Raw genomic sequence first — 14,110 nt, forward strand, 5'->3', positions numbered from 1 at the left:
GTCAAGCAGTTAAATCAGCTGCCAGATAAAAGGTCTTTGGCATCAATGGGGAATGGGCGCCCATCAATGATGGCTATATGTCCTGAAAACCCGCTTTCCTTCAGGGCTGTTTCATACAAGGTAGGTATGCCTGCCTTTAAGTCGGTCGGCAACATGCCGGTTGAACGGATAATGATATTCATCGTATCCTTTCCTACTCTGCCTTCCACTTGGACAGGGCCGATTTCACTGAAGTCAGTTTCGATTAAAAAACGCTGTTTGGCGTCTTCCTCTGGCGTATCGTCCTGTTGGTTCTTTGAGGACTGTTCCTCTGGATCGTTCGATAAAAGCATGGTGATCAGGGGAATGGTGCCGTCTCGTTGAATATCCTGTGGTATCAGGATTGGACGCCATTCACCGCTTGTGTCATTTGTCTGACCTAAAATCTGACCCAATTCTGCCCGTAACCTTTCCAGCAGTTCAGGGGCCGTATCCTCCAGTGCTTTGGACAGGACGCTACCAAGGTAGCTGTCGGCATCACCTTGGGCAGCTTGGGCTGTTGCATGCAGAACGGCCGCGGTGAAATTCTTCCCGCCCATTGCTGTTCTTTGGTGCATGGCGGTCAAAGACGGCTGATTGTCACCAAGAATGCTGTAGCTCATTTGAAGGGAAGGCCATGAACGGGTCGACACCATCTGCTGGACAGGGTCGGTGACGGGTAAGGACTGAGAAGTTGTGGGTGTGCCCTCGGCTCCCAGGCCAGCGGTCACAGGCCAGTAAAATAAACTTTCCCCAACCTGTGGTCGGTTTCGGCCGGGTAATGTTGCAACAAAATCACCCGCAGATGTTTCAAGCCGGAGGTCATTCATAGGGCCCTGCGGGGAGAGAAACGCGCGATTGACATGAACCGCCGTTACAGATGTTTCCATCGTCTGTGCCGACGGTGTGGTCGCTGCAATGCCCTCAGTGGCGGCAGCCCTGCTTGCCGTGAAATGGACGGCGTTTGTTCCGTCATTTCCTATTACCTTGCCCGTGTAAACACCGTCCGGAAGGTGTGATGGTGTCCCGGACGCAGAGGCTTGCGAAGATGTGACAGACGGTGCAGAATTTGCTGCGTCATCCCTAAAGACAGCAACTATTTGTCCGGTTAGTTTTTCTGCGGCCTCTGCTGCAACTAAAAAGGACCCTTTGTCAGTTTCCACTTTTGCGAAAGATGTTTGTGTGCCTTTTCCGTCGGGCAAAAGCGATGCCAGAGGAATGTCCAGATTTTTTGCCTCTGCGCCTGTAAAAGACTGGACATTTGTTACCGTCGCAAGCTGGGCCGGGTTTACACTGCTTTCCGCAACATCTACGGCAACTATCTGGTAGGGCTGGGGCGCTGCCTGAGACCCACCACCTCCTGCCAGTGAGAGTGCAGTGACGAACGGTCCGACAGCCCCCTCAGGCAGGGTGGGGGCAGATACTGATTGCGTTACATTTGTACCAGCAAGTGAGGCGGCAACCTGACGCGCGGTTGATTGCGCGCTGACTGTGTCCTGAACATTTGTCGGATTACCGACTACTGGCCCAAGCTTGGCAGCCGATCCCAGCAGGGACAGTGTGCTGGAAATGGGCGCGGGTCTTTGCTGCACGGGCGGGAGGAGTGCACCGGAGGGATCGGCACGTCTTTTTCCGGCAAATAAAGAGTGCGATCTATATAGCGGGTCAAAGGGGGTACCTGTTTGTGCCAGTGACTGTCCGCTGCTGGCGGCAGACAAGGGGCCTTGTTCATCAAAGGTAACTGTTTGGTGGGCGCCTGTTTTTTGCTGCGAGGAAATCAGGGTGGCGAGATCTTTATCTGCCACTGTCCCCTGATAAGGGGAATGTATTTGCTGCGAAACCTGCGACGGTGTTGGTATTGCCGCGTTTGTTTGCTGTAGCCGGTCAGGACTGATCCCTACAGGCTGTCTGGGACTTTCCTGCTGTATCGCGGCTTTGTCGCCGTGGGTTAGTGCAAGCTGCACTGGCTCCGGCAGAGGTTTGTCATTCACTGCGGTGACGGTGACATTCAGCTTGGACAGCTCTTTTTGCGCCGTGTCTGTCGCTTGGTCAGCAAGTGTGACTTGTAGTTTATCTCCTGGCTTGAACGGAATATCCGCGGGCAAGGCATATGTGCCTGCAGGTGTTTGCAAGGCGACCTGTTGTCCGTCCTCCCTGGCGGTGACATAGGCTTCGAAACGCCGCGGCAGCAAGTCTGGGCGCGGGGCACTATCGTTACTGTCCCTTGCGGCTGTAGTTTCCCGTGTCTGCCAGGAGTCGGTTGGAACAGCTTCAGTACCGCGAGATGTATCAGATACAGTGCTTTCCCGTGACGGGTTAGCAGCTTGGGGTGCTGTTTCCGTCGTCGCCGGCCGATCAGTGGCCGCTTGCGCTTGTTCTTCCGCAGGGGAAGATTGCTGAGTAGTCGCGTATGCAGTTCTCGGTGTCCGCATGTCAGGGCGATCATATTCACGGATCTGCGACCTTGTCCGGGGACTTTCTTCCTGAATTTCTGTTAACTGCGCTTTGATTGGCGGGTCATACACCGTGTTGTTAATGCGGATAACGTCTGCGGAAATATTTTCAAAATGCCCCTGCCTGTGCATTTGTTCCCGGGCTGCTTTGAAATCAATCTGCATCTGCACATCATCATGGGGGCTGAATTTGTCCGCAGGCGAGACAAGGTAGGTCGCAAAGGCCGTCCGGATAACCGGGCGTTGATCAGCACTTTCTTCTACGCGGACCATGATTGGTCTTTCCTGCGGCTTTTCTGGCTGATTAGTGGCCACTTGGCTGACTGTTCCCGGGCCTGCCGCCGCGCTTGCAGGGGATACCGTGTCTGCATTTTCAGCCGACAGAAGCGTCATCGTCTCCCGCGTTTCCAGTGGCTTGCCGTTTACAGCCAGAATATCTGCGGTCACCGGACCTTTCACCGATGTCAGACGCAGGGTAAGACGACTATTCTGCGCTGCGGTTGGTGCCGGATTAACCGCAAAGCTGCCAAAAGGCGTTGTAACAGCCGCCAGAATTTTTGCTGCAGGGTCACTCGTTCTTTCGACTGATGCCGAAAACACCTGTCCGATCGACGTTTTGGCAAAAGCCTGTTCTGGAGTGGGGGGCGCCTGCGTGGACGAAACCCCTATATTTTGCTGTACAGTGACGGTATCTGTTTGCCGTGTCGGGGCATAGGTCGCACCCGTCGCTTGCTGACTAGCTTGTTTGCCATAACCAGGCGTGGCCGCTTGAGTGGCGTTCCCGTGAATGGCGATAACATCCAGATTTAACCGAACCGGAGGGTCGATATCTTTTCCGTTTTTAACCAGTAAATCCGCTTTGACTGCTTTGCCTGCTTCTCTGACTTCCAGTTCAACATTATCTCCGGGCCGCAGACCAGCATCAGGCCGCAGGGCATATGTCGCGCGTTCGGTTTCAATGATGGGTCGGCCGTCCGCGTCCATTCTGGCGATTTTATTATTGATTTTGTCGCCGTACTGGAGGTGGGCTGCTGATGCAGATATGGAGACAGCAACATCCCTGCCGTGGAACGCTTCACTCGTGTCGCTCGTCTGACCTTTTGAGGATTGATTACGAGCCTGTGTGTCTGTGTTTTTACTATTGTCGCGAGTGACCTGTTCCGACTTGTCCGGAGCACGAGCGACAGCCGGGGTCGGCTTTGGTCCCGATGGGCCGTAGATGTCGCTCATTCAGTGTTCCTTCTAGATTACCGACCAATAATTCCTGCTGCTATTTTGGTCATATCCTGTGCCGCGTCAGCTTGGGGATGACGGGACATCAGCGGTACTTGTGCCCTGATTGCATCCACAACTCGCGTATCAGACTTAATAATACCTGCTAAGGGTGGTGAAATCTTCAAAAATCCTTCACACGCACGTTTAATTGCTTCGTAAGCTTTTTCACCTTCGCGCTTGCTACCCACATTGTTAACGATTATCGACATGTCGGCATTTTTATCCCGCATGTTAATAACCTTTACGAATGCATAGGCATCTGTCAGTGACGTGGGATCTGCGGTCATGATAACCAGGAGCTTCCCCTTGTGCCGGGACAGTGTGATCACACTTGAATCAATCCCTGCGGATAGATCAAGGAGAACATGGTCGTAATTTTCTGCAAGATTAATCAGGCCATTCCGGATGGCAAGCAGTGTGTCTTTTGATAGAGACCCGAGGGCACCAGACCCTGATTTTCCGGGGAGAACATCGAAACTGCCTCCCTTGTCATCATAGCGTGTGACGATCTCAGCCAGACTGGCATCCCCGGATATAAAGTCCCCGATATCTTTTTTCGGCATCAGCCCCAGTTGAATATCAATATTTGCAAGACCGAGATCACCATCAAACAATAACACCTTGCGTCCACTTCTGGCGAGTGTGTGGGCCAGGGTAACACTGCACCATGTTTTTCCCACACCACCTTTGCCAGATGCAATGGTGATCAGTTTATGTTCATTCAAGGAATTTGCGAGAGTATTTGCGGTCATTTTACTGTCCATTCTTCCGGTCGGACGATTGGGACCGGGCCTGAGATTTTGGAAGTGTTGTCAAAAGGCGTGCCAGGGCAAGGGGGCTTGCCGGCTCCAGTCCTTCTGCAACGAATGGGCTGCGGCTGATAGCGGCAACCGATAAATATCCGGGACGGGCAGCCATGATAATGCTGGCATAGCGGCGTGCTGCATCCAGTCGTGTCGCGATAAAGCGCTGGCATCCCATTTTTGCAAAAATGCCCGCGATTTCCTGGGCATCAAGTGGATCAAGACCTGCGGGCATGACAAGCACAGGTTCGGCGTCTACGGATTTAATAAGCTTCAGAAGGCTTTCGAGTTCTGCCATATCAAACGGGTTTGTTCCCGGCGCATCAATAACTGTCAGCGCATTTGTGGTGTCTGCAGACTGGACAAGGCTTTGCAGTTCCTTTGCATTGGCAGCGGTCTGCACGGTTTTCTTCATAAGCTGGGCATAATGGTCAAGCTGCGCGATGCCCGCAGCCTTGACAGTGTCCGTGGATATTAGTTTCAGGGACCGCTGGTGCAGAACTGCGTCTGCTGCCAGTTTTGCAGCACAGACCGTCTTACCAGCACCGGGTGGACCAACCAATATGATGGGCCGACTGGTATAGTCGGTCAATGGGCTGAAACTGATGCTGGTCTCCAGGGCCGTGGAAAATGCTTCGGGCAAGCTTGCGCAGTCAACACTCCTTGCCGCCGCTCCTAGGTGGCCAGCAGTTTCGAATGGCAGGCCGTGATGGTTCAGGACGGCATTGATGTCTGCGGCATCAAATTCAGGACTGGGGATAATAGACGGGGATGCTTCTGCATTAGCGCGCGCTATTTCTGATGCTTGCAGCGGTGTTTGCTGCGTTTGGGGTGTCTTCGCAGGAGGCGGAGGTGTTGCCCCCGCTTCCAGCGCCGCAGTAACCCGTGCACCACCAATCTTGCTGCTTTCTTCTGTTGAAATGATGATGGCATCCGGTCCCATTTCATTACGGACCAGTTCCATGACCTCTTTCATATTTTTGGCGTGAAAGGTTTTAAGCCTCATGATTTAATAATAACCTTTGAATATCTGTCACGATACGGGGACATAATACTATCATACCTGACCCAGTGTCCGGATTTTAGCCAGCGGATGTATTTCATTCTGGCTCATGACCACTGTGGCTGGTCGGAAACGTTCAACAATGGATCTGACATACGGCCGGGCAAGGGGACTTGTAAGTAGCACTGGGGCTTCCCCGCGCTCTGCCTGTTGATCAAATACAAGGCGAACGGAGTTAATAAACTCCTGCAGGCGTGTTGGTGCCATCGCCAGTTGGCGTTCTTCGCCGCCGCCCACAAGACTTTCTGCGAACGCCTGTTCCCATTCTGCGGACAAGGTTACCAGGGGTACAAATCCATCAGGTGTTGCGTTTGCAGCGCATAGCTGCCGCGCCAGGCGTGTTCTGACATGTTCAGTAATAATCACGATATTCTTAGACAGGCCTGCACCTTCGGCGATGCCCTCAAGAATAGTTGGCAAATCACGAATGGAGACCCGTTCCACCAGAAGGGACTGCAAAATACGCTGAATACCGGATACAGTAATCTGGTTCGGGATAAGATCTGCGATCAGTTTCTGATTATCGGTCGGCAGGTCGTCCAGAAGTTTTTGTGTTTCTGCATACGACAACAATTCAGACATGTTTTCTTTCAGAACTTCTGTCAGATGCGTCACAATAACGGTTGCTGCGTCAACAACCGTGTACCCGCGGAAAGAGGCTTCTTCCTTCGCGCCTGCATCAACCCAAGTGGCAGGCAGGCCAAAGGCTGGCTCTGTTGTTGCTTCGCCCGGAATTTGCACAGGCTGTCCTTGTGGGTCCATCACCAGAAGCATGCCGGGCCGGACTTCGCCTGCGCCTACCTCGGTTTCCTTGACCCGAATGACATAGCCGTTTGACGGTAATTGCATATTATCAAGAATGCGTACCGACGGCATTACGAAGCCCAGTTCAGATGCCATTTGCCGTCTTAAGGCTTTGATCTGATCGGTCAGGCGGAAGCCGTTATCATCATTGATGAGCGTCAGCAACCCATACCCCAATTCCAGACGTAATTGGTCGATTGCAAGGGCACTGGTGATTGGCTCTTCAACCGGTACGGCTTTTTGTTTTTCTGCGGCTTTTGCTACTTGAACCTGTTCGGCTTGTTTAATATTCCGCTGGCTTAGGGCAAAGGCAATATATCCAAGGGTACTGCCCATCAGCGCGAACGGGAAAAAGGGTATCCCAGGCATAAAGCTCATGGCGAATAAAAGGGCTGATGTAACACCCAGTGCCCGCGGGTAATTTGTCATTTGCCCAAAGAGCGCCTTGTCTGTCTGGCCAGTCAGCCCTGCTTTTGTGACCAGAAGGCCGGCTGCGGTAGAGACGATCAGCGCCGGTATCTGGGACACCAGCCCGTCACCAATGGTCAAAATGGTGTAGCGGTTCATTGCGTCACCAACAGACATATCTTCAATGGCGACACCAATAATAATACCGCCGATAATATTGATGAAAGTGATCAGGAGGCCGGCAATGGCATCACCGCGAACAAATTTTGCTGCACCGTCCATGGAGCCGAAGAAACTGCTTTCATCTTCCAGTTCTTTCCGTCGTGTTCGGGCCTCTGTTTCGTCGATAAGGCCTGCAGACATATCTGCGTCGATGGCCATCTGTTTACCGGGCATGGCATCAAGGCTAAAACGGGCTGCGACTTCGGCTATTCGGCCTGATCCCTTTGTAATAACGACAAAATTTACGATCACCAGAATAGAGAATACAATAATCCCGATAACAACCTGACCACTCATCAGGAAACCGCCAAAGGCTTCAATAACCTTACCAGCGGCATCGGACCCCGTGTGACCTTCCGCCAATATTAGCCGAGTTGAAGCCAGGTTCAGGGATAATCGCAGCATCGTTGCAATCAGGAGAACCGTGGGAAAACTGCTAAACTGCAAAGGTTTCTGGATGAACAAACTGGTCATCAGGATCATCACAGAAAAGGTGATGCTAAGCGCCAGCATAATGTCCAGAAGCCAGCTTGGCATGGGCATAATAAGCATCAGCAGAATAGCGACAATGCCAATTGCGAAGGCAATGTCGCTGTTCTTCATTCCTGCAAGAAAGCTATTAAAGTTAAAGCCACCCTGCGGATTCTGCTTATTGCCGGACGCTGAATCGCTCATTCATGTACCCTTACTGGCTATATGCTAGCACGCATCAAAGAGAAGCACTGGAACCGCCATCACTTCCTGGTTGCGGTACAGACACGCCGTCTGACTGATATTGATTAAGCTTGTTGCGAAGCGTACGGATTGAAATGCCGAGAATATTCGCAGCATGCGTCCGGTTGCCAAGGCAGTGTTTCAATGTGTCAATAATCAGATCCCGTTCAACTTCGGCAACGGTACGTCCAACCATGGTTGCACCGCCTGCGTTCTGCGTCGCTGCCCCTGCGGCATCAGATACAGAACCGTTGTCGCCGGCATGTGGTTCAGAGCTTGCCGCGCTTGGTGTAGCGGCCGGCAGAGCGCCGCCTGTTGCCAGATTACCGCTACCGTCAGGCAGCATGATGGCTTCGGGGCCGATTTCATCGCCACTGGCCAGCAATACAGCGCGGTGTAAGGCATTCTCCAGTTCCCGAACGTTACCAGGCCATGTGTGGGCCGTCAGAATGCGGATTGCCTCCGGGGACAATTTCCGAGCTTTAATCTTGTTCACGTCGGCATATTTTTCTGCGAAAAATTCAGCCAGTGCCTTGATGTCGCCAGGGCGTTCCCGCAAGGGCGGTACACGCAGGTTGACAACATTCAGGCGGAAAAACAAATCTTCGCGGAAATTGCCTTCCTTGACTTCTTTTTCCAGATTGCGGTTAGACGTGGCGATAATGCGGATGTCCACATCAACAGGTTTGGTGCCGCCAACCCGGTCAATCTTGCGTTCCTGGATCGCCCGCAACAGCTTTGCTTGAAGCCGTACGTCCATTTCTGAAATCTCGTCAAGCAACAGGGTGCCGCCGTCAGCTTCTTCAAATTTACCGATCCGGCGGGCCACGGCGCCGGTGAAGGCACCTTTTTCGTGACCGAAAAGCTCTGATTCCAAAAGGTTTTCTGGAATTGCAGCACAGTTGACAGCGACAAAAGCCTTGTTCGCACGCTTGCTTTTTGAATGCAGAAAGCGTGACATCACTTCCTTACCGGTACCAGATTCACCGGTGATCATAATGCTGGCTTCTGACGGTGCTACCTGTTCGGCCAGAGCCGCTGTTTGCTTCATGACAGGGTCGTTGAAGATAAATTCCTGATTGTCTTCAGATACGGCCTCAAGAACAGCAGCGATCAATTCTGCATCGGGGGGCAGGGGAATATATTCTTTTGCTCCGCCCCTGATCGCAGCGGCTGCAATCTTAGGGTCAGTGCCGATACCGCATGCAATAACCGGGATTGAAAAATGCTCGGCCCGTAGCTTCGGGATCATTTTGGGGATGTCCAGCATCACCTCCACCATCAACAGGTCGGCCCCCTTGCTACGCAGGGCAGCAAGTGCACCGTCAATATCAGCAACATGTGTCACGCTTGCGCCGCGCTCCATCGCCATTTTACTGGCTGTGCCTAATTGACCTTCGAGGGTTCCAACTATCAGCAATCGCATTATTTCTCTCCGTCTTAGGACCGTTCTGGTCGTAAGCCTTTATATTATTTACCGAAAAACGTAACTCGTTTAGCCGGGGGTAAGACAGTATTCAGTAGTAATTCCAGACGTCGTGGGTTTTCCTGACGGCGAATTGATGTCGCCGCCATGCCGTAAAGGGTATTTACCAGAGCTTCTTCGCTGGTACAGTTCTCTGCCTTTGCAGCAAGGGGGATAAACACCAGATGTGCTAAAATTGCGCCGTAAAATGTGGTCAGCAATGCAACAGCCATTGCCGGGCCAATCTGATCAGGGCTGTCCAGGCTGCCCAGCATTTTCACAAGCCCGATCAAGGTCCCAATCAGGCCCATTGCAGGCGCGACATCACCTGCACGGCGCAAAAAGTCAACAGCACGCATGTGTTTTTGGGATAAGGTACTCGCTTCCCGCCGTGCCATCTGTTCGACATCTTCTGCAGAAGAACCATCGACGACCAATTGCAGGGCATTTTGAAAAATTGGCGTATCTTTCAATTTAGGTATGACCTTTTCAAGCGACATCAAGTCATTTTTCTTGCGCACATCGTTGGCAATTCGCAGTACCTTGATAGCTTCTTCGGACGGGTCTTTTTGCCCTTGTCTCAGCAGCCGGAAAATTTGTGAGGGAATATCGGCCATTTCCCGAAAAGTGAAACTAATGGAAGTGACAGCGAATGTGCCAAGCACCACAATCATGATGCCTTCCATGTTTACATAGCGCAGGGGCGTGCCGCCAAGAATAATGGCACCTATCACCAGCGCAAAGGCTGCCAACATGCCGATAATAGTGCTCATACTGTCACTTTCCTTTGCCTTTTATCGGTTCAGGGCTCGCGCCTGTACCCCCAAAAAATGCTGCGGCTATTAGCCCGCTGCACCATCCATCTTAATAATTTCGGTCATGGTTACGCCAAGGTGGTCTTCGACCAGAACAACTTCGCCCCGTGCAACCAGCCGGTTATTGACATAAATATCAATGGCCTCGCCAACTTTGCGGTCCAGTTCAATTACGGCCCCCGGTGCGAGCTTTAGAAGCTGGGATATTTCCAGTGTAGATTTGCCAAGAACGGCCTGTACCCGGACCGGCACATCATACACGGGCTCCAAATCTGCAGAAGAACGCACAACACCATCAGCTTTTTTTGCCAGCTCTGGGCCTTCATTAGAGTTGGACGACAGGTCTTGCAAACCTACATCTCCAGTATCTTGTTCGTCTGACATTAACTGTCCTTTCGTTCGTTCCTGCTGCGCCCGTTATCCTTGGGGTGGCTCAAATTCTGATATGTCTGTTTCCAGGTATGCGTCGCTCTTGGGCATGTCCTCTTGTCCGGCGGCATTGTCAGTTTCTACATGTCCCGTAGACCAGTCACCTTCCTGCTCGAAACGAGCGATGACATAGCGCTGTACAGCGTCTTGAACCTGTACCTGAATATCCATAAATTTACGCTCCAGCCCACCATCTGGCCATTCGACGCAACAATCCTGAAACTTCAGGCTGGCATCGTCGATTAAGATGATTTCGCCGTCAAACGCACTTGCATTTTTGATGGTGTTAATTCTTTCAGACAGACTGTCTAGCAGGGCAGGGGCCACGCGGATGACAATGCGGGGTTCCTTGCGTGCCATGTTCAGACATTCTTCAATCAAGCCCTCGATCTCAGCCAGCGGGCGTTCCCGGATGAGGGTAGGGGCAAGTTTGCTGGCAATAGCATAAGAAAGCTGAACCATTTCCTGTTTCAGGCGGTCTTCCAGGCTTTTTTGCTGGGTGATCAAGGCCTGCGCACTGGCGGCAATGGCGTTTGTGGCTTCGAGTGTTGCGGCTTCAATTTCTCCAAGTGCTTGTGCATGACCTGCTGCATGGCCTTCTGCATAAGCGGCTTCCTTGGTCTGGGCCAGTTCGTCCTGCAGCCGCGCTACATCTTCGTCATAGCGGCTTTTAGCGCCGCCATCGAAGGCTCTGTCAAAGGTGAATTTTACCGGTTCTGCCATGTGTATATGATGGCCAGTTTACAAGCGCTAGTAAACCAGCTCATCCTCCCCTTTATTGTCAGAAAGAACAATTTCACCTGCTTCAGCAAGATCTTTTGCTTTGGTGACCATTTCCATTTGCGCTTCGTCCACATCACGCAGGCGCACGGGTCCCATTGCTTCCATGTCTTCGCGCAAAATTTTTGCAGCACGCTCGGACATGTTAGAAAAGAACAGATCTCGCAAAGTATCGCTGGCACCTTTCATTGCAAGCGCCAGTTTATCCTTGTCAATATTTCTAAGAAGAGTCTGCACACCGCTTGGATCAAGTTTGGCCAGATCTTCGAAGGTGAACATCAATGCACGGATACGTTCAGCAGAGTCACGGTTCCGGTCTTCGAGGGCAGCAAGGAAACGGGCCTCTGCACTGCGGTCCAGAAAATTGAAAATCTCTGCAATAGTCTCATGACTGTCTTTACTGCTGGTGCGTGCCAGATTGCTCATAAATTCAATGCGAAGTGTTTGTTCCACCTTGTCCAGGATGTCCTTTTGAACAGACTCCATCCGCAGCATTCGCATAATAACTTCCATTGAGAAATCTTCTGGCAAAACGCCTAGCACCCGAGCGGCATGTTCAGATTTAATCTTCTGCAGAACCACAGCGACAGTTTGCGGATATTCATTTTTCAGGTAACTGGCGAGAACGACTTCGTTCACGTTGCCTAGTTTATCCCACATGGTGCGACCTGCCGGGCCACGAATTTCATCCATGATCTGGGAAACACGGTCGCCGGGCAGCATCTTGGCTAGCAGGCGTTCTGTCGTATCAAACGAGCCGTTAAGGTTACCAACGGATGAAACGGAGGATGCAAATTCGATAAATAAGGATTCCACAGCCCCGGCTGAGACAGAGCCGAGTTTTGACATATGCTGTGACAGTTCTTTCACTTCGTCATCAGAAAGTGCATTCCAGATGTCTTTGCCGAACTCATCGCCGACAGCCAACATGAACGCAGCGGCCTTTTGTGGCCCTGTCATGCGTTTCAGTTCGTCACTACTTGCTTCCGACATACTCTAAAAACCTTCTCTAATCAGCATACAGCCATTGCCGAACGATAGCGGTGCTGTCGTCAGGGTTGGACTTAATGATTGAAGCCACTTTCTTGATGGCACTGTCCTGCACACGGCCTTCGACCTGTGCTACGTCAATTTGTGAATCAATCTTTAGGTTCGCGGCTTGCAATTCGCCGGATTCCTTTGCGGCACGAACAGCCGCTGCTGCTGCTTCATCACCCGCGGCGGCGGCGGCGACGATATCGGCCGTTACTGGACCCGAAATTGCTGCCATGGACTGACCATTTGGAGCAGCCAATTGGGCATTGGGGTCAGGCAAGGGCGCAGGTTCAGGAATTGCATCCAATGTTTTCACAATAACAGGACGGACCACCAGAAGGATAAATAGGATACCCAGAATGAACAGACCACCTACTTCTGCGGCGCGCCACAGTTCTTCACCGCCGTAACCAAGAATATTTAGTCCTTCTGGCTCTGGCTCAAACGCTGGTGGATCAGCAAATCGCATACTTTGAACAGTGACGGCATCCCCACGAGTTTCGTCGAATGGGATGGCAGTCAAGACCAACTGCCGCAGTGCTTCTATTTCATTGGGGTCGCGGTCGCTGTATGTTGGTGTGGTACCGTCATCAGAAATCCCGCGAATACCATCCACGATAACAGAAACACGAATTTGCTGGACTTGTCCGGGTTCCTTTATGGTCACAGTTTCGGTTTTGGAGTTTTCAAAGTTAGTATTCTCTGAGGTTTTTTGTGCAGTGCTGACGGGGCCACCTGCTGCGCCAGCGTTTTGTGCATCTGCATCTGGAATATTGTTGGCAACTGACACCTGCCCGGGAGTTTCAGATTCATTTGAAGATTCTTCATCGAGGGTCTGAGAAACAATAACCTGTCCATCAGGGTCAAAAATCGTCTGGCTTGTTGTTGTGCGCTCCATGTCCATCTGGATGGAGATTTCCGCACGTACATTACCGCGGCCAACCCGCTGCGCCAGCAGGTTTTCGATTTTCTGGCGGTATAGTTGTTCTTTGGCCAGGCGCGCTTCTTCAAGGTCTGTGAAGTCCCCCAGGCGGCCAGATTCAGTAGCACCATCCGTTAGAAGGCGGCCGCTTGTGTCAGAAATGGTAACTCTGTCAGGGGAAAGCCCAGGAATGGCAGAGGCAACAAGGGACTGAATGGCCTGTGCCTGCCGGGCGCCCAGGCCGCCACCGGATGTACGCACCAGAATTGAGGCTGATGGCTCGGACGCTTCGCGTTCAAACGGACGTCGTTCTGGCATAACGATGTGAACACGGGCTTCGCTTACGGATTGTATAAACTTAATAGTACGCTGTAATTCGCCTTCAACGGCACGTACATAATTGACATTCAGCTCGAAACTGGTGCGCCCGAAACTTGCGTCACGGTCAAAGATTTCTTTACCGATAATGCTGCCGCCCAGACCTTCGCCAGCAAATTGTAGACGTAAGCGTTCTACCTGATCGCGCGGCACACTGATAATACGGCCACCCGGGCCCAGTTCATTGGGAACGCCTTGTGCCTCCAGGCTTTGGATAATGGTGGAAGCATTGGCAGGCTCAAGATCAGAATAGAGGACTGCCATAGGGGCCGTTTGGATACGACCGATCATGAACGCAAACATCGCGAACGTAGCAAGTCCAACAAGGCCGATCATAATGATACGACCTGTACCCAGATTCCTGATTAACTGCGAAAGAGTTTCCACGCTGCACCTCTGCCTGATGTACCACTGAGCCTAGCCCATTGATCCCAAATTATCGTGGTAATGTAAACAGATAGTTAAATCTAGGCAAATATTGCCTAGATTTAACAAAAAAAGCAATTAAATTTAAGTACAGTTAGGG

10 protein-coding genes are annotated in these 14,110 nt (G+C 51.8%); all 10 read right to left on the reverse strand.

Going from position 1 to position 14,110, the window contains the following annotated elements; all coding sequences use genetic code 11:
* Positions 1 to 14 precede the first annotated feature (14 nt).
* Positions 15 to 3,701 (reverse strand): hypothetical protein, encoded by a 3,687-nt coding sequence (locus tag IE181_RS08045; protein ID WP_191251782.1) that lies wholly within the window; start codon positions 3,699 to 3,701, stop codon positions 15 to 17.
* Positions 3,702 to 3,718: 17 nt separating this feature from the next.
* Positions 3,719 to 4,498: a MinD/ParA family protein gene (locus IE181_RS08050; RefSeq protein WP_191251783.1), complete on the reverse strand. Its 780-nt coding sequence runs from the start codon at positions 4,496 to 4,498 to the stop codon at positions 3,719 to 3,721.
* Position 4,499: 1 nt separating this feature from the next.
* Positions 4,500 to 5,555 carry a flagellar biosynthesis protein FlhF gene (locus tag IE181_RS08055; RefSeq protein WP_191251784.1) on the reverse strand — a complete coding sequence of 352 codons (1,056 nt, stop codon included), beginning with the start codon at positions 5,553 to 5,555 and terminating at the stop codon, positions 4,500 to 4,502.
* A gap of 51 nt (positions 5,556 to 5,606) precedes the next feature.
* Positions 5,607 to 7,721, reverse strand: coding sequence for a flagellar biosynthesis protein FlhA (gene flhA / locus IE181_RS08060; RefSeq protein ID WP_191251785.1), 2,115 nt, complete (start codon positions 7,719 to 7,721; stop codon positions 5,607 to 5,609).
* A gap of 34 nt (positions 7,722 to 7,755) precedes the next feature.
* The gene (flbD, locus tag IE181_RS08065) at positions 7,756 to 9,186 is read right to left on the reverse strand and encodes a sigma-54-dependent transcriptional regulator FlbD (protein ID WP_191251786.1); all 1,431 of its coding nucleotides are present in this window, start codon (positions 9,184 to 9,186) and stop codon (positions 7,756 to 7,758) included.
* A gap of 44 nt (positions 9,187 to 9,230) precedes the next feature.
* Entirely contained in the window at positions 9,231 to 9,998 is a 768-nt protein-coding gene (locus tag IE181_RS08070; RefSeq protein ID WP_191251794.1) for a motility protein A, read from the reverse strand.
* A 69-nt stretch (positions 9,999 to 10,067) separates the two neighbouring features.
* Positions 10,068 to 10,424, reverse strand: a complete 357-nt coding sequence (gene fliN, locus IE181_RS08075) for a flagellar motor switch protein FliN (RefSeq protein WP_191251795.1) — start codon at positions 10,422 to 10,424, stop codon at positions 10,068 to 10,070.
* Between the two features lie 33 nt (positions 10,425 to 10,457).
* On the reverse strand, positions 10,458 to 11,192 hold the full coding sequence (locus IE181_RS08080) for a FliH/SctL family protein (protein ID WP_191251797.1): 735 nt from the start codon (positions 11,190 to 11,192) through the stop codon (positions 10,458 to 10,460).
* Between the two features lie 27 nt (positions 11,193 to 11,219).
* Positions 11,220 to 12,242 (reverse strand): flagellar motor switch protein FliG, encoded by a 1,023-nt coding sequence (gene fliG, locus IE181_RS08085; protein WP_191251799.1) that lies wholly within the window; start codon positions 12,240 to 12,242, stop codon positions 11,220 to 11,222.
* Positions 12,243 to 12,258: 16 nt separating this feature from the next.
* Entirely contained in the window at positions 12,259 to 13,971 is a 1,713-nt protein-coding gene (gene fliF, locus IE181_RS08090; protein ID WP_191251801.1) for a flagellar basal-body MS-ring/collar protein FliF, read from the reverse strand.
* Between the last annotated feature and the right edge of the window lie 139 nt (positions 13,972 to 14,110).

Origin of the sequence: Kordiimonas sediminis, from assembly GCF_014656395.1 — a bacterium.
GTDB lineage: Bacteria > Pseudomonadota > Alphaproteobacteria > Sphingomonadales > Kordiimonadaceae > Kordiimonas_A > Kordiimonas_A sediminis.